Here is a 23,993-nt window from a genome sequence, read left to right as displayed (position 1 = left end):
TAGCTCAAGGGGAATTGCTTCCCCTTGAAGCTTTTATTATCTATTAATATATAAATATCCTGAACGTTCTTTGCTGTTTCCGGCACTGTTTCTGTATTTTACTACATAGAAGTAAGTTCCTACTGGTAATTCAGATGATTGGCTAATGGTTACTCTTCCTTCAGAAAGACCAACAAATGCTCTTCCTTCACTTGGATTATAACTTGAAACTTCATAAACTAAGATACCCCATCTGTTATAAATTTGAACAGTATTATCTGGATACAATTCAATGTTTCTGATTACAAACACATCATTATCTCCATCTCCGTTAGGAGTAACCAAATTGAAGATCTCTAAATCATCTGAAGAAGGTTGATGATTATTAAATTCTAAATAATCTGGAATACCATCGCCGTCTGAATCAAATGCATCATCTGGGTTACCATCACCATTTTCATCACCATTTTCAGTTTCTGTATCTAAACCATCACCATCGTCATCAATATCTCTATAATCAACATCTTCTGTACCATCAGTATCTTGAAGATCATCGCTAGGTGTTACAAATATTCCGTTTGGATCATCATAACCTGGTGTAGTATCAACATTGTCATCTAAACCATCATTGTCTGTATCCGTACCAGCCAAATCAACTCCTGTTTCATATTGATCATGAACTCCATCATTGTCTGAGTCTAAATCAAACATATCATTAGTCCCATCACCATCAGTATCAATAGGAGTTAATCCTGTATCATAAGCATCGTCAATTCCATTGTTATTTGTATCAACTCCAGAAGGAACAATATATCCAGCTGTTGTTTGAGCCTCAACGTTATCAGGAATTCCGTCTCCATCAGCATCTTGATCTAAATAGTTTGGTAAACCATCACCATCTGTATCAATATTTCCACCTTCATTGTATGCTATAATACCATCATTATCGTCATCAGCATCTAAATAATCTGGAATACCATCGCCATCTGTATCTTGTGCGTCTGATGGATCGCCATCACCGTTAGGATCTGGGTTTTCATCTGCTGTTGGAATACCATCTCCATCGTCGTCTAGATCTAAGTAGTCTGGTGTACCGTCTCCGTCTGTGTCTTGAGCATCAGATGGGTTTCCGTCTCCATTTGGATCTGGATTCTCAAATTCTGTATCTACTAAGTCTCCATCGTCGTCTACATCTAAGTAATCTGGCGTACCGTCTCCGTCTGTATCTTGAGCATCAGATGGGTTTCCGTCTCCATTTGGATCTGGATTCTCAAATTCTGTATCTACTGAATCACCGTCATCATCTACATCTAAGTAGTCTGGTGTACCGTCGCCGTCTGTATCTTGAGCATCAGATGGGTTTCCGTCTCCGTTTGGATCTGGATTCTCAAATTCTGTATCTACTAAGTCTCCATCGTCGTCTACATCTAAGTAGTCTGGTGTACCGTCGCCATCTGTGTCTTGAGCATCAGATGGGTTTCCGTCTCCGTTTGGATCTGGATTCTCAAATTCTGTGTTTACTAAGTCACCGTCATCATCTACATCTAAGTAGTCTGGTGTACCGTCTCCGTCTGTGTCTTGAGCATCAGATGGGTTTCCGTCTCCATTTGGATCTGGATTCTCAAATTCTGTATCTACTAAGTCTCCATCGTCGTCTTCATCTAAGTAGTCTGGCGTACCGTCGCCATCTGTGTCTTGAGCATCAGATGGGTTTCCGTCTCCGTTTGGATCTGGATTCTCAAATTCTGTATCTACTAAGTCTCCATCGTCGTCTACATCTAAGTAGTCTGGTGTACCGTCGCCATCTGTGTCTTGAGCATCAGATGGGTTTCCGTCTCCGTTTGGATCTGGATTCTCAAATTCTGTATCTACTAAGTCACCGTCATCATCTACATCTAAGTAGTCTGGTGTACCGTCTCCGTCTGTGTCTTGTGTAGTTCCAGTGTTAGGGTTACCATCACCATCTGCATTTGGATTCTCGAATTCTGTGTTTACACCATCGTTATCGTCATCGATGTCTAAGTAATCGTCTATTCCGTCGCCATCTGTGTCTTGTGTAGTTCCTGTGTTAGGGTTTCCATCACCATCTGCATTTGGATTCTCGAATTCTGTGTTTACGCCGTCGTTATCGTCATCGATATCTAAGTAATCGTCTATTCCGTCGCCGTCTGTGTCTTGTGTAGTTCCAGTGTTAGGGTTACCATCACCATCTGCATTTGGATTCTCGAATTCTGTGTTTACACCATCGTTATCGTCATCGATATCTAAGTAATCATCAATTCCGTCGCCATCTGTATCTTGTGTAGTTCCTGTGTTAGGGTTACCATCACCATCTGCATTTGGATTCTCGAATTCTGTGTTTACACCATCGTTATCGTCATCGATGTCTAAGTAATCGTCTATTCCGTCGCCATCTGTGTCTTGTGTAGTTCCTGTGTTAGGGTTACCATCACCATCTGCATTTGGATTCTCGAATTCTGTGTTTACACCATCGTTATCGTCATCGATGTCTAAGTAATCGTCTATTCCGTCGCCATCTGTGTCTTGTGTAGTTCCAGTGTTAGGGTTACCATCACCATCTGCATTTGGATTCTCGAATTCTGTGTTTACGCCGTCGTTATCGTCATCGATGTCTAAGTAATCGTCTATTCCGTCGCCGTCTGTGTCTTGTGTAGTTCCAGTGTTAGGGTTTCCATCACCATCTGCATTTGGATTCTCGAATTCTGTGTTTACACCATCGTTATCGTCATCGATATCTAAGTAATCGTCTATTCCGTCGCCATCTGTATCTTGTGTAGTTCCTGTGTTAGGGTTACCATCACCATCTGCATTTGGATTCTCGAATTCTGTGTTTACGCCGTCGTTATCGTCATCGATATCTAAGTAATCGTCTATTCCGTCGCCATCTGTATCTTGTGTAGTTCCTGTGTTAGGGTTACCATCACCATCTGCATTTGGATTCTCGAATTCTGTGTTTACGCCGTCGTTATCGTCATCGATATCTAAGTAATCGTCTATTCCGTCGACATCTGTATCTTGTGTAGTTCCTGTGTTAGGGTTACCATCACCATCTGCATTTGGATTCTCGAATTCTGTGTTTACGCCGTCGTTATCGTCATCGATATCTTGGAAATCATGAACTCCGTCGGCATCAGAATCTTGAGGAGTATAATCTGGACCTGCTCCATCAACACCACCTTCTACAGCATCTGGCATACCATTAACTCCAACTGGACCATCAACTATACCATCATTATTTACATCAGATTCTCCATGACCAGCTTCAAAAACATCATTTACGCCATCTCCATCTGCATCTAAATCAAAACTATCAATTACTCCATCTCCGTCTGTATCTAGAATAGGATTTCCATTTTGTTCTTCAATATCTGTAATACCATCATTATCATCATCAATATCAACTATATCATCAATTCCATCACCATCATTATCAGGTAGAACTACTACTGTTATGAAAGCATTATCACAATTCGTTGGGTTTAAGTTTTCACAAATTTGGTATTCTACGGTATAAGTGCCCGCTGGTGTACCCGCTGGAACACTTAAATCACCATTCGCAGCAATAGTTACTCCTGTTAATCCACCATCAGCTAATATTGTGATGGTGATTTCCGTATCTATTACTGCTACACCGTTTAACGTGTCATTTGTCGTTACATCGCCTGCAACACCACCAAGAGTTTCATTTATAGAAACTGAACTAAAATCATCGTTATTGGCAACAATTGGAGCTGCATCTACAACTACTGTTGCAAAAGCTGTATCACAATTCGTTGGGTTTAAGTTTTCGCAGATTTGGTATTCTACAGTGTAGCTCCCTGCTGGGGTGCCCGCTGGAACACTTATGTTTCCATTGGTTGCAATTGCTACGCCTGTTAAGCCTCCATCAGCTAATACTGTGATGGTGATTTCGGTATCTATTACTGCTACGCTGTTTAACGTGTCATTTGTTGTTAGATCACCCGCAACTCCTCCAGTATATCCATTTACAGTAGATAAATCGGCTGGGGTAGCATCGTTATTGGCAACAATTGGAGCTGCATCTACAACTACTGTTGCAAAAGCTGTATCACAATTCGTTGGGTTTAAGTTTTCGCAAATTTGGTATTCTACAGTGTAGCTCCCTGCTGGGGTGCCCGCTGGAACACTTATGTTTCCATTGGTGGCAATTGCTACGCCTGTTAAGCCTCCATCAGCTAATACTGTGATGGTGATTTCGGTATCAACTACTGCTACGCCGTTTAACGTGTCATTCGTTGTTAGGTCACCTGCAACTCCTCCAGTATATCCATTTACAGTAGATAAATCGGCTGGGGTAGCATCGTTATTGGCAACAATTGGAGCTGCATCTACAACGACTGTTGCAAAAGCTGTATCACAATTCGTTGGGTTTAAGTTTTCGCAAATTTGGTATTCTACAGTGTAGCTCCCTGCTGGGGTGCCCGCTGGAACACTTATGTTTCCATTGGTTGCAATTGCTACACCTGTTAAGCCTCCATCAGCTAATATTGTGATGGTGATTTCCGTATCTATTACTGCTACGCTGTTTAACGTGTCATTCGTTGTTACATCCCCTGCAACTCCTCCAGTATATCCATTTACAGTAGATAAATCGGCTGGGGTAGCATCGTTATTGGCAACAATTGGAGCTGCATCTACAACTACTGTTGCAAAAGCTGTATCACAATTCGTTGGGTTTAAGTTTTCGCAGATTTGGTATTCTACAGTGTAGCTCCCTGCTGGGGTGCCCGCTGGAACACTTATGTTTCCATTGGTGGCAATTGCTACGCCTGTTAAGCCTCCATCAGCTAGTACTGTGATGGTGATTTCCGTATCTATTACTGCTACGCCGTTTAACGTATCATTTGTTGTTACATCGCCTGCAACTCCTCCAGTATATCCATTTACAGTAGATAAATCGGCTGGGGTAGCATCGTCATTGGCAACAATTGGAGCTGCATCTACAACTACTGTTGCAAAAGCTGTATCACAATTCGTTGGGTTTAAGTTTTCACAAATTTGGTATTCTACGGTATAATTGCCCGCTGGTGTACCCGCTGGAACACTTATGTTTCCATTGGTTGCAATTGCTACGCCTGTTAAGCCTCCATTGTTTACTACTGTGATGGTGATTTCCGTATCTATTACTGCTACGCCGTTTAACGTGTCATTTGTTGTTAGGTCACCTGCAACTCCTCCAGTATATCCATTTACAGTAGATAAATCGGCTGGGGTAGCATCGTTATTGGCAACAATTGGAGCTGCATCTACAACTACTGTTGCAAAAGCTGTATCACAATTCGTTGGGTTTAAGTTTTCGCAGATTTGGTATTCTACAGTGTAGCTCCCTGCTGGGGTGCCTGCTGGAACACTTATGTTTCCATTGGTTGCAATTGCTACACCTGTTAAGCCTCCATTGTTTACTACTGTGATGGTGATTTCCGTATCTATTACTGCTACGCCGTTTAACGTGTCATTTGTTGTTAGATCACCTGCAACTCCTCCAGTATATCCATTTACAGTAGATAAATCGGCTGGGGTAGCATCGTTATTGGCTACAATTGGAGCTGCATCTACAACTACTGTTGCAAAAGCTGTATCACAATTCGTTGGGTTTAAGTTTTCACAAATTTGGTATTCTACAGTATAGCTCCCTGCTGGGGTACCCGCTGGAACACTTATGTTTCCATTGGTTGCAATTGCTACGCCTGTTAAGCCTCCATTGTTTACTACTGTGATGGTGATTTCCGTATCTATTACTGCTACGCCGTTTAACGTGTCATTTGTTGTTAGGTCACCTGCAACTCCTCCAGTATATCCATTTACAGTAGATAAATCGGCTGGGGTAGCATCGTTATTGGCAACAATTGGAGCTGCATCTACAACTACTGTTGCAAAAGCTGTATCACAATTCGTTGGGTTTAAGTTTTCACAAATTTGGTATTCTACAGTGTAGCTCCCTGCTGGGGTGCCTGCTGGAACACTTATGTTTCCATTGGTTGCAATTGCTACGCCTGTTAAGCCTCCATTGTTTACTACTGTGATGGTGATTTCCGTATCTATTACTGCTACGCCGTTTAACGTATCATTTGTTGTTAGGTCACCTGCAACTCCTCCAGTATATCCATTTACAGTAGATAAATCGGCTGGGGTAGCATCGTTATTGGCAACAATTGGAGCTGCATCTACAACTACTGTTGCAAAAGCTGTATCACAATTCGTTGGGTTTAAGTTTTCACAAATTTGGTATTCTACAGTGTAGCTCCCTGCTGGGGTGCCTGCTGGAACACTTATGTTTCCATTGGTTGCAATTGCTACGCCTGTTAAGCCTCCATTGTTTACTACTGTGATGGTGATTTCCGTATCTATTACTGCTACGCCGTTTAACGTATCATTTGTTGTTAGATCACCTGCAACTCCTCCAGTATATCCATTTACAGTAGATAAATCGGCTGGGGTAGCATCGTTATTGGCAACAATTGGAGCTGCATCTACAACTACTGTTGCAAAAGCTGTATCACAATTCGTTGGGTTTAAGTTTTCACAAATTTGGTATTCTACAGTGTAGCTCCCTGCTGGGGTGCCTGCTGGAACACTTATGTTTCCATTGGTTGCAATTGCTACGCCTGTTAAGCCTCCATCAGCTAGTACTGTGATGGTGATTTCCGTATCTATTACTGCTACGCCGTTTAACGTGTCATTTGTTGTTAGGTCACCTGCAACTCCTCCAGTATATCCATTTACAGTAGATAAATCGGCTGGGGTAGCATCGTTATTGGCAACAATTGGAGCTGCATCTACAACTACTGTTGCAAAAGCTGTATCACAATTCGTTGGGTTTAAATTTTCGCAAATTTGGTATTCTACAGTATAGCTCCCTGCTGGGGTGCCCGCTGGAACACTTATGTTTCCATTGGTTGCAATTGCTACGCCTGTTAAGCCTCCATCAGCTAGTACTGTGATGGTGATTTCCGTATCTATTACTGCTACGCCGTTTAACGTGTCATTTGTTGTTAGATCACCCGCAACTCCTCCAGTATATCCATTTACAGTAGATAAATCGGCTGGGGTAGCATCGTTATTGGCAACAATTGGAGCTGCATCTACAACTACTGTTGCAAAAGCTGTATCACAATTCGTTGGGTTTAAGTTTTCACAAATTTGGTATTCTAGAGTGTAGCTCCCTGCTGGGGTGCCTGCTGGAACACTTATGTTTCCATTGGTTGCAATTGCTACGCCTGTTAAGCCTCCATCAGCTAGTACTGTGATGGTGATTTCCGTATCTATTACTGCTACGCCGTTTAACGTATCATTTGTTGTTAGGTCACCTGCAACTCCTCCAGTATATCCATTTACAGTAGATAAATCGGCTGGGGTAGCATCGTTATTGGCAACAATTGGAGCTGCATCTACAACTACTGTTGCAAAAGCTGTATCACAATTCGTTGGGTTTAAGTTTTCGCAGATTTGGTATTCTACAGTGTAGCTCCCTGCTGGGGTGCCTGCTGGAACACTTATGTTTCCATTGGTTGCAATTGCTACGCCTGTTAAGCCTCCATCAGCTAATACTGTGATGGTGATTTCCGTATCTATTACTGCTACGCCGTTTAACGTGTCATTCGTTGTTACATCCCCTGCAACTCCTCCAGTATATCCATTTACAGTAGATAAATCGGCTGGGGTAGCATCGTTATTAGCAACAATTGGAGCTGCATCTACAACTACTGTTGCAAAAGCTGTATCACAATTCGTTGGGTTTAAATTTTCGCAGATTTGGTATTCTACAGTGTAGCTCCCTGCTGGGGTGCCTGCTGGAACACTTATGTTTCCATTGGTTGCAATTGCTACGCCTGTTAAGCCTCCATTGTTTACTACTGTGATGGTGATTTCCGTATCTATTACTGCTACGCCGTTTAACGTGTCATTTGTTGTTAGATCACCTGCAACTCCTCCAGTATATCCATTTACAGTAGATAAATCGGCTGGGGTAGCATCGTCATTGGCAACAATTGGAGCTGCATCTACAACTACTGTTGCAAAAGCTGTATCACAATTCGTTGGGTTTAAGTTTTCACAAATTTGGTATTCTACAGTGTAGCTCCCTGCTGGGGTGCCTGCTGGAACACTTATGTTTCCATTGGTTGCAATTGCTACGCCTGTTAAGCCTCCATTGTTTACTACTGTGATGGTGATTTCCGTATCTATTACTGCTACGCCGTTTAACGTGTCATTTGTTGTTAGGTCACCTGCAACTCCTCCAGTATATCCATTTACAGTAGATAAATCGGCTGGGGTAGCATCGTTATTGGCAACAATAACATTAGTAACAGTTAAATTTGCTGATAAAGATTGAACATTTGCACAAATATAATTTGTTTCAGAAATAATAACCCTGTAATCATAACCATTCATAGATGCTAATACGCCTGTTAGATTTAAGGTATTAGTGGTTGCCCCTCCATAAATCCCTCCATTAATTACATTATTCCAAGTTGAACCATTATTAGTGCTTTCTTGCCACTGATAGTTAGTAATACCTGAACCACCTGAATTCACAATACTAAAAGTTGCATTTAAACCATGTATTGTTATTTGATTTGTAGGTTGAGTATTAATTGTACTTACTGAACCTGATGAAACAACATTTGCAAATGAACCTATGTAAGAAGCTGCAACAACAGTTCCGTTTGGATTTACAGCTGGAACACCAATACCATAAACTCCACCATCACCACCGTCAGCAGTTAAAGAAGCATAATATTCATTTGAATCTGAACAACCATCATCATCAGAATCTAAATCTAAGTGATTTGGAATTGAATCTCCATCTAAACTTGATTCATATACATCAGGAACACCATCACTATCTGCATCAGTGTAATTTGTTACAGAACCATCTGCATTAGCTATATAAGTAGGATGTGCACCAGAATTATCAGTTACATCTAAAAAATTTGGTAATCCATCTCCATCATGATCTCCATTAGGATCATTTCCTCCCGCTTCAACCGAATCTAATATTCCATCATTATCATCATCTAAATCTAAATCATCTGTTACGCCATCACCATCTGAGTCGTTTAAACAAACAGCATATAAAGGTGTAGCAATGGTAAAGTTGTTATAATTAATATCAAATTCTTTTATGAAGCCATTATTAGCATAACAGTCAAATTCAATTTGATTCAAATCATTAAACTCATACATAACCCTACTAGTAGTTCCTCCTGTTTCATTAACTGTTCCAGTAGCATTTAAATCTGGTGGGGTATTATCAACTACCAAATTTGTAGGAATTGCCGTTGCAGTAAAACGTATTCCAGAACCACAATTAGTAGCCAAAGACTCATTATTTGCACCATCAATATCATTTATTACGAACCTGTAATCGTTTACAGGTATAGTTGTAACACCATCGGCTAACAAAAATGATATTCTAAATCTAGTCAAATTGTTTGGAATTCCAGCAGTAAAGCCTGAATTATGCTCATAGGTAAAATTATCACCTGTTCTGTAAATCCTTACATTACCACCGCCGCTTATTTGCTGAACTCGAACTCTTGCTAAAGTGGGAAGAGTTGGTGATGTTGCTGAAAACAAACAATTATTTGTATTGTTTCCTGATATTACTCCTGTAATAGCAACATTTTCATAATTTTGAGAAAAAACATTTACAGTTGAAAAAAAAACAAATAACACCAATAAAAATCTTGTGTGCTTTCTACAACTGTTTTTTACACTAAAAAAATCAATAGGGAATGATTCCATTATAGTTTAAATTTTAATTATTTTACAATAAATATTTTATTACCATTTGTTATAAATTAGTAACAGTCGGCAAAACTATTAAGTTTTTTTTAAGATATTTGTTGTGAAGTTCTGTATTTTTTGTAGAATAAAGACTACAAATGGATTACAACGGATAAATATGTATTTTATCGATTTTTATTTATGAAAAAACTTATTTTTTTCTTTTTTTTACAATTTGCATTCTCACAAGAAGACTATGATAGTAAATGGTTTTCTGCAGATACAGAACACTTACCTCAAAATTCTGTAAAAAGTATTACACCAGATAAATATGGTTTTATTTGGATGACAACCGAAAATGGCTTAGTAAGGTTTGATGGGATTAATTTTAAAGTTTTTAACAGTAACAACTTTAATTTTAAGGCAAACAGGATGTACTTTATTAAAGGAAATATAAAAAAAGACTCCTTATTTACAGAAACTGAAAACGGCACCGATATTATTCTTATAAACAAAAGAAAACCTTCAATATCCAAATCAAAATATTCTAATAAATATAACTACCTGAACTATCATCAAAATGATTTTATTGCAGAAGAAAATCTTGAAAATAAGTTAATAGTAAACAATAATGACTTTTATCTTATCAAAAAAGACACTATCACTTTTATATCAGACAAAAAAACAGAAAAAAGAAGTCTATTTTATAATTTTAAAAATAATGAAAGTGCCTATTTATTAAATGATGCGTTGTTTATAATAGATCAAAATGGAAATTACAGTTGTTTTAATTTTAAAAAATTAAGTTTTCAAAAAATTAAGTTACCCACAAACTCTACACTACATTATAATTCTCTTACGCAACAATTATTTGCCATAAACAATACTGAAATAGTACAAATTATTAATCACAATAATAAACTATTAACTATCAGTATTTTGAAATTTAAGGCACAATTAGATTACAAAATAACTGCAATGTATTATGATAGTAAAAATCAATTTTTATACATAGGAACTCCTAATAGAGGGCTAAAAATTATAACTTTACATAAATTCAAAAGCATTTCAAACCCTGATTATATTGAAAAAAATTACTATGCCAATATAAAATTAGACCAAAAACATTTTCTTACTTCAAATGGAGAAATTTTCAGTGCTAATAATTTTATAAAAAACATTCAAGCATTAAAAGCTAAAACGACAAGTATATTATTTCAATTGATAAAAATAATAACATATGGATTAAAAACGGGAGGTCTTTATATGTGTATTTTAAAAATAAAAACTACACAAACTGTAAGGAATTCTATTTTGACAACGAAATAGGATCTGTTTTTTGCGACTCTAATAATAGAATTTGGATTGGTTTTAAAGAAACTTATTCTAAAAATCCAAAAATATTAGTAATTGATGGAAATACCTTAACCAACATTAGTTCAAGGTTTAACTTACCGATTACAAGTGTTGTTTTTTTTACAGAAGATAAAAATAAAAATATTTTAATGGCCTCAAAAAAGGGACTAGCTATTTATAATTCTAAAACAAATAAATTTCAATTTTACCTAAAAGATAATGACTTTAGAAGTATATTTATTTGTTCAGATAACAAAATTTGGTTGTGTTCCTACAGCAATGGAATTTCACTATTTGAAGCTGGAAAATTTACAATACTACCTGTAGATAAACGAAAATACCTAAGAACCGCACACTGTATTATTGAGGATAAAAACAAACATTTTTGGATCAGTTCAAATAAAGGACTTTTCGAAGTTTCAAAAAACAATTTAATTGAACATACGAAAAACCCGTCAGTTCCTGTATATTATCATCATTATACTATGGAAAATGGTTTCAAAACAAATGAATTCAATGGAGGTTGTCAACCATGTGCAACAAAACTAAATGATAAAAGATTTATTTTTCCTAGTATAAATGGTATTATTTCATTCAATCCAAATAAATCGAAAGCTATTATTCCACACATTAACTTTTTTATTGAAGAAGCAAAATTAGAAGATAAATCCATTTTTTTTAAAGACACCATATATTTAGAAAGAGAAAACACATTAACCGAAATATTTATTGACATTCCTTTTTTTGGGAACAATAATAATCTAATATTAGAACAACGAATTTCTAAAACCGGTAAAGAAAATTGGCTACCCATTTCAGAAAAAAGAAATATTATTTTAACTGCGCTTTCTCCAGGAATTCATACATTAGAAATTAGAAAACTGAATGGCTTTGACACTAAATTTTCTACAAAAAAAATCACACTAATTGTTGATTATTATTTCTATGAAACCGTTTGGTTTAAAACTTTAATACTAGTATTACTTCTATCCTCGATATACTTATTCATTTGGATTCGATATAGAATTTTGAGATTACAAAACGAAACTTTAGAAAAAACAATCAACATTAGAACTAAAGAATTAAAAGAAAATATTAAAAACTTAAAAGCTGCAGAATTAAATCTAAAAAATAAAATAAATCAACAGAAAAAGTTAATTGGCACAATAAGCCATGATATCAAATCACCTTTGAAATTTCTTAATATTGGAATCAATAATTTAGAAAAAAAATCGAAAGATTTAGAAAATACCGAAATTCAAAAAATAAGTACAACATTAAATAATTCATCTAAGGCGCTTCTAAATTTTATTGACAACTTAATTGAATATTCAAAAATTGTTTTGGATAACTCTATAAACAAAGATAATTTTATAGATTCTGACAAAATATCTAATGATATAATTAACCTATATAAGAACATTGCTTCCTCTAAAAACACAACAATAAGTTACAAAAATCTAAGCTCAAAAAAAATATTAATCAACGAGAAAACATCCAAAATAATAATTAGTAATCTGTTAGATAACGCCATTAAAAACACAGAGAATGGATCTATTGAAGTAAATATTGATTTAAAATCCAATAAGATTTTTTTGAAAATAATAGATACTGGTAAAGGGTTTTCTGATGAGCAAATAGACTATTATACTTCACTTTTTAATAATTATGAAAACTCTAAATTCAATTTTCAAAATAATGGTTTAGGCTTGTATCTAGTAATTGAATTGGTTAATCTATTAAATGGAGATTTTAAAATCATAAAAAACAAACCAAAAGGAACAATTATAGAAATTGTAGTTGATTCAAAAATAATTAATTATTAAAAATTGCAACTAACTCAATTACATTAGAAATATTGAGTTTTTCAAAAATTCTATTTTTGTAAGTACTCACTGTAGACATTTTTAAACTTAATTCATTAGATATTTCTAAATTACCATAACCCTGTATCATAAGGTTTGCGACTTCGTTTTCTCTTGAAGAAAGTTTGTCTTTTATTTCAATAAAAGACATATCATTTGCTCTTGAAAGTAAATCATTTGAAATACAATTTCCACTATTTAACACTTCAATTACTGCGTCAATAAATTTTTGCTCGTCTTCTAGCTTAGATACAAATCCGTTAACTCCAGCTTTGATGTATTTAATTTTAACTTCGTCTTCTTCGTGCGCAGAAAAAATCAAAATCTTTTGATCCGGATTGATGGTTCTTATTTTTGTAATCATCATCGTTTTCAAACCATCTGGAAGATTTATGTCTAAAATAACCAAATCTATTGCATAATTACTTACAAAGTACAAACATTTTTCAAAACAATCCGTTTCATAAAAAAATGGATTATCTACTTTATCTGATAGCAATATTTCAATTCCTGCTCTAACTATAGAATGATCATCTACTATTAAAATATTTTGTGTCATACAAATAATTTTGTGCTAATCTAACAAATTTGAAAATATATTTGCAATATATTTGAAATAAAAAATTTAATCTAGAATGAAACTCGTATTCGCATCCAACAACAAAAATAAAATTCAGGAAATCCAAGCTTTAGTTCCAAATACTATTCAAATTGTAAGTTTGGATGACATTGGATGTACAGAAGATATTCCAGAAACTGCTAACACAATTGAAGGAAATGCCATTTTAAAAGCTAATTACGTTACCGAGAAGTATGGATACGATTGTTTTGCTGACGATACTGGTTTAGAAGTTAATGCTTTGAATGGTGCTCCAGGAGTTTATTCAGCGCGATATGCAGGCGAACAAAAAGATGCGAATGACAATATGGATAAACTTTTAACACAATTACAAAATAAATCGAATCGAAAAGCCAATTTTAAAACGGTGATGGCATTGAATCTCAATGGCAAACAAAATTTATTTACCGGAATTATCAACGGAAAAATCATCGAAGAAAAAATCGGAACAAACGGTTTTGGTTACGACCCTATTTTTGTCGCTGACGGATATGACAAAACTTTTGCCGAATTAAGCCTGAAAGAAAAGTCAACCATAAGTCACAGAGGAATTGCGGTAAAAGAACTTATTCTTTTTTTACAAAAACTGTCCCAATAGGTAAACTCCAGTTATATTTAAACGCTATTAATCTAATTGTTATGATAAAAATAGCCACAATTAATGATATAACATTATCCTGAACGTTTAATTCTTGCAAAAGAAAAAACAGAATTCCTCCCGCAATACAAAGTGTGGCATAAATTTCTTTTCGAAATAAAACTGGAATTTCATTACATAAAATATCGCGAATCACACCTCCAAAAGTAGCCGTTATGGTTCCTAAAATTATACAAATCACTGGGCTTAAACCATATTCTAACCCTTTTTCCAAACCAATTAACGTAAAAACACCTAGTCCAATTGTATCAAATAAAAACATAGAAATTCGCAAACGCTCTAAATAACGATTGAAAATTATAGAAAGTAAAAAACCAACTGTAATAATATAAACATAATTTATATCTAACATCCACCCCACTGGCGTTCTTCCAATCAAGATGTCACGAACGGTTCCACCTCCCAATGCCGTTACAAAAGCAATACAATACACCCCAAACAAGTCTAATTTCTTGTAAATAGCAGTTAATGCTCCTGAAATAGCAAATACTAATGTTCCTATAATGTCTAGCAGCTCAAACATATTTCTTATTTTGATACAAAAATACCTTACTTTCTAATTTTTTCATTGCAATTTTAACAATAAAACATTTTTTATAAAATAATCAAAAAACCATAAAATCATAACAAATTGAAAATCAACAACTAACAAATTAGTTTATGTGATTTATAAAGCGTACCTTTGCACCCAATTTAAAATATTTTATGAATAAATTTGAACAATTAGGATTGAATGAGTCGCTACTGCTGGCGATCAAAGATCTAGGATTTGAGAATCCGTCAGAAGTACAAGAAAAAGCGATTCCAGTACTATTGGAACAAAACACAGATTTAGTTGCCCTAGCGCAAACAGGTACAGGGAAAACCGCAGCTTTTGGTTTCCCGCTAATTCAAAAAATTGATGCTGAGAATAGAAATACACAAGCATTAATTTTATCGCCAACACGTGAGTTATGCTTACAAATCACCAACGAGATTAAATTATACTCAAAGTACATAAAGGGGTTACATACAGTGGCTGTTTATGGTGGTGCAAGCATTACAGAACAAGCTAGAGAAGTTAAACGTGGTGCACAAATTATTGTGGCTACACCAGGTAGAATGCAAGACATGATTAACAGAGGTCTTGTGAACATTAAAAACATCGATTTTTGTATCTTAGATGAGGCAGATGAGATGTTAAATATGGGATTCTACGAAGACATTTGTTCCATTTTATCGGACACACCAGACGAGAAAAACACATGGTTATTCTCTGCAACTATGCCTGCTGAAGTAGCGCGTATTGCAAAACAATTCATGTCAACTCCAGTAGAAATTACTGTAGGAAGCAAAAACTCTGGTTCGGCAACTGTATCACACGAATACTATTGTGTGAATGCACGTGACCGTTACGAAGCTTTAAAACGTTTAGCAGATGCAAACCCAGATATTTTCTCGGTTGTATTTTGTAGAACGAAAAGAGACACACAAGCTGTTGCTGAAAAACTAATTGAAGATGGTTACAACGCAGCGGCATTACACGGAGATTTATCGCAAGCACAACGTGATGGCGTAATGAAATCGTTTAGAGGGCGTCAAATTCAAATGCTAGTTGCAACAGATGTTGCTGCTCGTGGAATTGATGTTGATAATATTACACACGTTGTAAATTATCAATTACCAGACGAAATTGAAACTTATAATCACCGTTCAGGAAGAACGGGTAGAGCTGGAAAATTAGGAACTTCTATCGTAATCATTACAAAAAGTGAATTGCGTAAAATTTCTTCAATTGAAAGAATCATCCAACAAAAATTCCAAGAAAAAACAATTCCATCTGGAATTGAAATCTGCGAAATTCAGTTATTACACTTAGCCACTAAAATTAAAGATACAGAAGTTGATCACGAAATTGACAACTACTTACCTGCAATCAATGAAGTGTTAGATGGATTATCTAAAGAAGAATTAATCAAAAAAATGGTTTCTGTTGAGTTTAATAGATTTATTAACTATTACAAAACCAAACGTGATTTATCTGGCGAAAGAGGAAATGATAGAGAAAGAAGTGCTGAACCAAGAGAAATTAGAGCGGGTGATCCTGTTCGTTATTTCATCAACATAGGCGCAAGAGATGATTTCGATTGGATGCAATTGAAAGACTTTATCAAAGAAACTTTAGATTTAGGCAGAGATGACGTATTTAAAGTAGATGTAAAAGAAGGTTTCTCTTTCTTTAATACAGACGGTGAACACACTGAAAAAGTAATGGAAGTGTTAAACGGTTATGATATGAATGGCAGAAGAATCAACGTTGAAATTTCTAAAAATGATGGTGGCGGTAGACGTGACCATAATGGAAGAAGTTCTGGCGGAGGTTTTGGTGGTGGAAGACGCGAAGGTGGCTTTAACCGCGAAAGAAGTGGTTCTGCTCCAAGAAGAGAAGGTGGTAGTAGAGAAGGCGGATTCCGTAGCGATAGAAACAGTTCAGCTCCAAAAAGAGAAGGCGGTTTTAGAGGCGAAAGAAGTAGTTCTGCTCCAAGAAGAGAAGGTGGATTTTCAGACAGAGCTCCTAGACGCTCAGAAAGCACCGGAGACACTGCAAGACCAAGAAGACCAAGAAGAACTTAACATTTTTCGTTAATTTTCTTATAAAATTATAGAAAACTACAAAATATCAGCTTTAGATTCGTATTTTTGAATCAATAAATAAAGAATGAGATATTTTGTAGTTTTTCTTTTTTTACTAGTATCAAACTTTGCTAATTCGCAAAATGATACACTTGTAAAATTAATTAAAGGAACCGTGATTCATAACGAAACGCGATTACCTATGGGAAATGTACATGTAATTAATGCAACAAGAGTTTTAGGAACCGTAACCACTCCTAGCGGTTTATTTGAAATTGCAGCACAAGTCAATGACACTCTTTTATTTAGTTTTTTAGGATTTGAAACTGTAAAAGTTAAAGTAACTAATGACTGGATTAAAGAAAATCCAACCAAAATCTACCTAAGTGAAAAATCTTATGTTTTAGATGAAGTAACAGTTTACAAATACAACTTAACGGGATATGTCCAAGTAGACACCGAATTAATTCCAGTAGCTTCAGATAATTACCGCTATAATATTACAGGTTTACAAGCCGGTTATGAAGTAGGAGACAAATCTCCGGGAGCGGTCTCTAAAGTCTTAGGCTCAATATTTAATCCTGCCGATTTTCTCTATAACGTTTTTGGCAAACGTCCAAAAGAAATGAAAAAAATAAAAGAAATGAAAAAAGACGACACCGTTAGAAATCTTTTAGCAACAAAATTTGACAGAGAAACATTAGCTGCTTTATTAGAAATCAATAAAGACGATATTCCGTTAATCTTGGAAAATTGTAATTACTCTGAATACTTCATAAAAACTGCAAACGACTTACAAATCATGGACGCAATAAGTTCCTGCTATGAGGAGTATAAAGTTTTGAAAAAAAGCAAATAAAATAAAGGTTTCTTATCCTTTTTAAACTATTTGATAATCGGATTGATTTTTTAGTCAATTCAAAAAAAAATAGAATGAAAGCAACACAATTATATAAAGATTTTTTCGAAAGTGAAAAATCAGGCGGTTTAGTTCTTATTGCATTTACCTTAATTTCATTAGCAATTGCTAACTCAGCTTTTGGTAGTTCATATTTACATTTCTGGGAAAATTCGTTTGCTGGACATAGCATTGAACATTGGATAAACGATGGATTGATGACTATTTTCTTTTTATTGATTGGTTTAGAACTTGAAAGAGAAATCTACCAAGGCGAATTATCCAATATAAAAGATGCGCTACTTCCAATTTTTGGTGCTATCGGCGGAATGATTATCCCTGCCACAATTTTTTTACTCTTTAACTTTGGAACCGAAACACAATCTGGAGCCGGAATTCCGATGGCAACAGATATTGCTTTTGCATTGGGAATTTTATCATTATTAGGAAATAGAGTACCAACGTCATTAAAAATTTTCTTAACAGCATTAGCCGTAATTGACGATTTAGGCGCTATAATGATTATTGCAATTTTCTATACAAAAGCATTATTTTGGTCAAACCTTATAATTGCATTAGCTATTTTTGCTTTTTTATTAGTTCTTAATCGTTTGAAAATTAGAAACTTAATTCCTTATTTAATTGGAGGTGTTCTTATGTGGTATTTTATGCTTCATTCTGGAGTTCACGCTACGATTACTGGTGTTTTATTGGCTTTTGCAATCCCTTTTGGAAATGGAGGAGAAAAATCTACTTCCTATATACTACAACATTTTTTACACAAACCAGTTGCTTTTATTATTTTACCAATCTTTGCATTAGCAAACACAGCCATTGTAATTGGATCTGATTTTACTACAATTATTACACAAAATTATAGCATAGGAATTGCGCTTGGACTTATTATTGGTAAGCCTTTGGGAATTATTACCATCTTATTTATAGCAATTAAACTTGGCTGGTGTAAACTTCCAAATGAATTAAATTGGAAGTCAATTCTTGGTGTGGGATTTTTAGCAGGAATTGGTTTTACAATGTCGATTTTCATAACGCTTTTGGCTTTTGAGAAGGAAACAATTATTAATAATGCAAAATTCATTATTCTGTTAACCTCATTAATTGCTGGTTTAATTGGATTTATCAGTTTAAAACTTACATTATCAAGAGAAATTATTGATGAAGAAAATTAATAATTTTCAGTATTTTCATAAAATTTATTTTCAATAAATTCGATATCTTTAATAGACTTTCTTGTCCAATCTAAACGTTTCTCAATTACCTCATCATCCGTTAATTTCCAATTTATATCCGATTGACGCAAACGATTCGTTACATCTTGAATGATAATCGCTGCAGAAACCGAAATATTCAAACTTTCTGTATAACCCACCATCGGTATTTTTAAAAAGCCATCGGCTTGTTGCATTACTTCTTCCGATAAACCATCACGTTCAGTTCCAAAAAACAATGCAGAAGGCTTGGAAATATCAAACTCATGCAACAAACAAGAGTCGTTGTGTGGTGTCGTAGCAATAATTTGATAGCCTTTACTTTTTAAATTTGAAATACATTCAGAAATCGTATTAAAACGATGAATATCAACCCATTTTTCGGCTCCCATTGCTATTTCTTTATCGATACTTTTTCCGAATTTTTGTTCAATTACGTTTAACTCCTGAATTCCAAAAACTTCACAACTACGCATTACCGCACTAGTGTTATGCAATTGAAAAACATCTTCAATTGCTACAGTAAAATGTTTGGTTCTGTTTTTTAGTACTCTCAAAAAACCTGCTTTTCTATTTTCTGAGATAAATCCTTCCAAATATGCTAATAAGTCTTTTACATTATTTTCCATGAAACAAAAATAATACTACTTTTTTTATTATTTTAGTAAAAAATTAAATTGCATGACACAAGAAGAATTAATCCCCTTATTATTAAAAAAAGACGATAGGTCTTTTACCCTGCTCTATGACAATTATTCCAAAAGCTTGTATGGCGTAATTTTTACCCTAATTAAAGATCGTGAAGAAGCAGAAGATGTTCTTCAGGAAGTTTTTATTAAAATATGGAAAAACATAGACTCTTACAACGATTCTAAAGGACGTTTGTACACATGGATGTTAAACATAGCACGCAATACTTCAATAGATAAATTGCGTTCTAAAGGTTTTAACAACAATCTAAAAAACTTATCTGCTGATAATTTCGTACATATACTTGACGATAACTCAAAAACCATCAATCAAATAGATGCGATAGGCATAAAGGAGTTTATAAAGAAATTAAAACCAAAGTGTATTCAAATTATCGATTTGTTGTTTTTTAAAGGGTATACACAGCAAGAAACATCAGACGAGTTAGAAATTCCTTTAGGTACAGTAAAAACTCAGAACAGAAATTGTATGAACGAATTAAGACTATTAATCAATGAATAGTAGAGAATATATAGAATCAGGTATATTAGAGTTATACGTATTTGGAAAACTTTCCGATGAAGAAATTGCGGAAGTCAACCAAATGGCAAATCAATATCCTGAAGTAAAAGAAGAAATTACAGCTATCGAAAAAGCCGTAATTAACCTATCGTATGGTATTGCACCACATTTATCAGCCACTAATTTTGAAAAAATCAGAAATCAGCTGTTAGAAAAACAAAAGGTTATTCAAATGAAACCTAAAAATGCTGTAACACAATACATGGGTTGGATTGCCGCTGCTGTATTTGTTTTAGGAATGGGAATTCAGTTTTATAAACTAAATGAATCAAATAGCTCAATTGATGCTTTATCTTTAGAAAAAAGCAATCTTCAAGAATCTGTTGTTGATTTAGAATTAAAAAAGAAAGAATCTGAAGCTGTTTTAGCCGTTTTAAGAGATACAAGTAATGTTGCCGTAGCTTTGGCAGGACAGCAAGTAGCTCCAAACGCATATGCAAAAGCATATTACAACAAAAACACAAAAGAAGTCTATATCGATGCTTCTGGTCTACCAACTCCTCCTGAAGGCATGGTATATCAAGTATGGGCATTAAAGTTAGAACCTGTTTTAACGCCTACAAGTATTGGATTGCTTGATTCGTATGCTACAAGTACTACAAAAGTAATTAAAGTAGAAAATGCAAATGAAGCACAAGCCTTCGGAATTACATTGGAACCAGCTGGCGGAAGTGCCGGCCCTACAATGGAACAGCTGTATACTTTAGGAAAAGTATAATACTCAAATGCGTCTTTTTTAAGACGCATTTGTTTTTTAAAATTGCAAAAGAAAAGAAAAATGAAAAAAATTGTAGTACTAACAGGAGCTGGAATTAGTGCAGAAAGCGGAATCAAAACATTCCGTGATGCTGATGGATTATGGGAAGGCCATGATATTATGGAAGTTGCTTCACCCATTGGTTGGAAAAAAAATGCCGAATTAGTACTGGATTTTTACAACAAAAGAAGAGCCCAACTCTTAACTGTACGTCCAAATAAAGCGCACGAAATATTGGCTGAATTAGAAGAACATTTTGACATTCATATTATTACCCAAAACGTTGACGATTTACACGAAAGAGCCGGAAGTAACAAAGTGATTCATCTGCATGGCGAATTATTAAAAGTAAGAAGTATTACAAATGAAAACTTTATTTTAGATTGGAAACACGATTTAAATTTAGGTGATTTTGATTTGGAAGGCAATCAGCTACGTCCGCATATCGTTTGGTTTGGCGAAGATGTTCCTATGATTGAAAACGCCATCGATATTGTAGAAACAGCTGATGTTTTTATTATTATCGGGACTTCATTACAAGTATATCCTGCAGCTGGATTAATGAATTATGTAGATGAAAAAGTTCTGGTATATTACATCGACCCAAAACCAGCTACCATTTACGATTTGCCAAACGAATTAAAAATTTTACCTTTAACAGCCGTTGAAGGAATGAAAATTGTAAAAGAGGAATTGGTAAATTCTATCCAAAAAACTTCTGACTTCTAACTTCTAACTTCTAACTTCTTATTATATTTGCATTTCTTTAAACAACACACAACAAAATGCAATTAACAGAATTAAACGCTATTTCGCCAATTGATGGTCGTTATAGAAGCAAAACTATTTCTTTATCTCCTTATTTTTCTGAAGAAGCCTTAATCAGATACCGAGTTTTGGTAGAGGTTGAATATTTTATTGCTTTGCGCGAAGCTGATTTACCTCAATTAGCCAAAATTGACAAATCGATTTACGATTCTTTGAGAGCCATTTACAAGAATTTTTCAACCGAAGATGCACTTTGGATTAAAGAAACTGAGAAAACAACGAATCACGATGTAAAAGCGGTGGAATATTTCATCAAATCGAAATTTGATGGTTTAGGATTACAAGAATATAAAGAGTTTATCCATTTCGGGTTGACTTCCCAAGATATTAACAATACAGCAATTCCACTTTCCACCAAAGAAGCCTTTGAAAATGTATATTTACCAGGTTTAGTAAGCGTAATTGCAAAATTAAAAGAATTAGCTATGGAATGGAAGGACATTCCAATGTTAGCTAGAACCCACGGACAACCAGCCTCTCCTACGCGCTTAGGAAAAGAAATTTTAGTTTTTGTAGAACGTTTAGAAGAGCAAATGCGTTTGTTATTCAACGTACCTTTTGCAGCTAAATTTGGTGGTGCAACTGGAAATTATAACGCACACAAAGTCGCCTATCCAAACACCGATTGGAGAAAATTTGGAAGTGATTTCGTAGAAAACAGTTTGGGATTACACCATTCATTTCCAACGACACAAATTGAACATTATGACCATTTTGCAGCATTTTTTGATGCTTTAAAACGTATCAATACCATTTTAATCGACTTGGACAGAGATATTTGGACGTATGTTTCTATGGATTATTTCAAACAAAAAATCAAAGCAGGAGAAATTGGTTCTTCGGCAATGCCACATAAAGTAAATCCAATTGATTTTGAAAATTCGGAAGGAAATTTAGGAATTGCAAATGCAATTTTCGAACATTTATCAGCAAAATTACCACTTTCAAGATTACAACGCGATTTAACAGACAGTACGGTTTTGCGCAATATTGGTGTACCAATGGGACACACTTTAATCGCTTTTGAAGCTACTTTGAAAGGCTTAAATAAATTATTATTGAACGAAGAAAAATTCGCAGAAGATTTAGAGAAAAATTGGGCGGTTGTTGCAGAGGCAATTCAAACAATTTTACGTCGTGAAGGCTATCCAAATCCATATGAAGCTCTAAAAGACTTAACCAGAACAAATACTGTAATTAACAAAGAAGCCATTCATAATTTCATTGGAACTTTAAAAGTTTCTGAAGAAGTGAGAACGGAATTAATGCAAATTACACCAAGTAATTATTTGGGGATTTAATTCCTTTTAAATATGCCAAAACCTATCAGTATAAAATTAATCTCCATTAGTTTACTGATAGGTTTTTTCTTTTATTCTTGTTCATCTTCCAAAATCACCACTACAAATTCAAAAGCAGGTGTCGTCATTACCTTTGACGATTACTTTGTAAACGAATGGAAAGAAGCAGATGCTCAACTCGCAAAATACAATTGGAAAGCCACATTTTGCGTAAGTAATTTTGAAAAAATCTCTATTTCAGATATCGCAAATTTAAAAGAACTTCAAACCAAAGGTCACGAAATTGCTGGTCACGGATTTCGTCATCTCAATGCAAAAGAATTCGCTAAGAAAAACAACAAACAGCAATACTTAATAGTCGAAATTTTTCCATTGATCGAAGCATTTAAAAAAGAAGGCATCGAAATTAAATCGTTTGCTTATCCTTTTGGAGCCAAAACACAAACGTTAGACTACGAATTACAAAAACATTTCGATATCATAAGAGGTACAGCAAAAGGTGGCAAAAAAGTAGCCGATAACGCTAATTTCTACAACGGAACTCGACTTGCAAACGGAATTGGAATTGATAGCAATTACGAGCATTTTAGTTTAAACTACTTAACTAAAGTTTTAAATTACGCTAAAAAGCACAATAAAATAGTTGTTTTCTACGGACACAAACCAGTTGATAAAGCTACAAATGAGTATGAAGTAAATCTGAAAACATTAGAAATGATTTGTCAATTTGTGGTTTCAAACCAAATGAAATTTTACACACTTCAAGAACTAAATTCGTTAAAAAAACAATAAAATTAAGCACACATAGAATTGAAATTTTGAAAACTGAACGCTTTTCACTATTTTA

Annotated in this window: 15 protein-coding genes; 11 read left to right on the top strand and 4 right to left on the bottom strand. The window is 34.8% G+C overall.

The annotated features are described in order from the left end of the window. Window positions 1-36 precede the first annotated feature (36 nt). Window positions 37-9,768 (bottom strand): gliding motility-associated C-terminal domain-containing protein, encoded by a 9,732-nt coding sequence (locus OLM52_RS01985; RefSeq protein ID WP_264549478.1) that lies wholly within the window; start codon window positions 9,766-9,768, stop codon window positions 37-39. A gap of 183 nt (window positions 9,769-9,951) precedes the next feature. Here OLM52_RS01985 and OLM52_RS01980 point away from each other — a divergent pair, with 183 nt between their 5' ends. Next, window positions 9,952-11,079, top strand: a complete 1,128-nt coding sequence (locus OLM52_RS01980; protein WP_413614419.1) for a two-component regulator propeller domain-containing protein — start codon at window positions 9,952-9,954, stop codon at window positions 11,077-11,079. Window positions 11,080-11,255: 176 nt separating this feature from the next. Then, window positions 11,256-12,932 carry a sensor histidine kinase gene (locus OLM52_RS01975; protein WP_264549476.1) on the top strand — a complete coding sequence of 559 codons (1,677 nt, stop codon included), beginning with the start codon at window positions 11,256-11,258 and terminating at the stop codon, window positions 12,930-12,932. Here the strand turns inward: OLM52_RS01975 and OLM52_RS01970 are convergent. Beyond that, window positions 12,922-13,530: a response regulator transcription factor gene (locus OLM52_RS01970; RefSeq protein ID WP_264549475.1), complete on the bottom strand. Its 609-nt coding sequence runs from the start codon at window positions 13,528-13,530 to the stop codon at window positions 12,922-12,924. The two genes, OLM52_RS01975 and OLM52_RS01970, sit on opposite strands and share 11 nt — an antisense overlap. 76 nt (window positions 13,531-13,606) lie before the next feature. On the opposite strand from OLM52_RS01970, the gene OLM52_RS01965 reads away from it, so the two are divergent. Continuing rightward, complete coding sequence (locus tag OLM52_RS01965) at window positions 13,607-14,188, top strand: non-canonical purine NTP diphosphatase (protein ID WP_264549474.1); 582 nt, start codon at window positions 13,607-13,609, stop codon at window positions 14,186-14,188. On the opposite strand, the gene OLM52_RS01960 is transcribed toward OLM52_RS01965, so the two are convergent. Next, window positions 14,157-14,771: a trimeric intracellular cation channel family protein gene (locus tag OLM52_RS01960; RefSeq protein ID WP_264549473.1), complete on the bottom strand. Its 615-nt coding sequence runs from the start codon at window positions 14,769-14,771 to the stop codon at window positions 14,157-14,159. The genes OLM52_RS01965 and OLM52_RS01960 overlap by 32 nt on opposite strands. 182 nt (window positions 14,772-14,953) lie before the next feature. Between OLM52_RS01960 and OLM52_RS01955 the strand changes: the two genes are divergently transcribed. The 3 genes from OLM52_RS01955 to nhaA all read left to right on the top strand — a co-directional run bounded on the left by OLM52_RS01955 (window position 14,954) and on the right by nhaA (window position 18,949). Then, entirely contained in the window at window positions 14,954-16,861 is a 1,908-nt protein-coding gene (locus OLM52_RS01955; protein WP_264549472.1) for a DEAD/DEAH box helicase, read from the top strand. Window positions 16,862-16,946: 85 nt separating this feature from the next. After that, the gene (locus OLM52_RS01950; RefSeq protein WP_264549471.1) at window positions 16,947-17,720 is read left to right on the top strand and encodes a carboxypeptidase-like regulatory domain-containing protein; all 774 of its coding nucleotides are present in this window, start codon (window positions 16,947-16,949) and stop codon (window positions 17,718-17,720) included. Window positions 17,721-17,794: 74 nt separating this feature from the next. After that, the gene (gene nhaA, locus OLM52_RS01945; protein ID WP_264549470.1) at window positions 17,795-18,949 is read left to right on the top strand and encodes a Na+/H+ antiporter NhaA; all 1,155 of its coding nucleotides are present in this window, start codon (window positions 17,795-17,797) and stop codon (window positions 18,947-18,949) included. Here nhaA and OLM52_RS01940 read toward each other — a convergent pair. Beyond that, complete coding sequence (locus OLM52_RS01940) at window positions 18,946-19,617, bottom strand: TrmH family RNA methyltransferase (protein WP_264549469.1); 672 nt, start codon at window positions 19,615-19,617, stop codon at window positions 18,946-18,948. The genes nhaA and OLM52_RS01940 overlap by 4 nt on opposite strands. 52 nt (window positions 19,618-19,669) lie before the next feature. On the opposite strand from OLM52_RS01940, the gene OLM52_RS01935 reads away from it, so the two are divergent. Genes OLM52_RS01935 through OLM52_RS01915 form a run of 5 tightly spaced genes read left to right on the top strand, consistent with a single transcriptional unit; the run spans window position 19,670 to window position 23,938 of the window. Then, window positions 19,670-20,200 carry an RNA polymerase sigma factor gene (locus OLM52_RS01935; protein ID WP_264549468.1) on the top strand — a complete coding sequence of 177 codons (531 nt, stop codon included), beginning with the start codon at window positions 19,670-19,672 and terminating at the stop codon, window positions 20,198-20,200. After that, complete coding sequence (locus tag OLM52_RS01930) at window positions 20,193-20,978, top strand: anti-sigma factor domain-containing protein (RefSeq protein WP_264549467.1); 786 nt, start codon at window positions 20,193-20,195, stop codon at window positions 20,976-20,978. Before OLM52_RS01935 ends, OLM52_RS01930 begins: the two co-directional genes overlap by 8 nt. Window positions 20,979-21,038: 60 nt before the next feature. Next, window positions 21,039-21,746, top strand: a complete 708-nt coding sequence (locus OLM52_RS01925; RefSeq protein WP_264549466.1) for an SIR2 family NAD-dependent protein deacylase — start codon at window positions 21,039-21,041, stop codon at window positions 21,744-21,746. Between the two features lie 56 nt (window positions 21,747-21,802). Next, on the top strand, window positions 21,803-23,146 hold the full coding sequence (gene purB, locus OLM52_RS01920) for an adenylosuccinate lyase (RefSeq protein ID WP_264549465.1): 1,344 nt from the start codon (window positions 21,803-21,805) through the stop codon (window positions 23,144-23,146). 12 nt (window positions 23,147-23,158) lie between these two features. Beyond that, complete coding sequence (locus tag OLM52_RS01915) at window positions 23,159-23,938, top strand: polysaccharide deacetylase family protein (protein ID WP_264549464.1); 780 nt, start codon at window positions 23,159-23,161, stop codon at window positions 23,936-23,938. Window positions 23,939-23,993: the final 55 nt, after the last annotated feature.

Source organism: Flavobacterium sp. N2820, assembly GCF_025947285.1.
Lineage (GTDB): Bacteria > Bacteroidota > Bacteroidia > Flavobacteriales > Flavobacteriaceae > Flavobacterium.
Note: the sequence above shows the minus strand (reverse complement) of the source record. Positions and strands in the feature narration are given on the sequence as shown.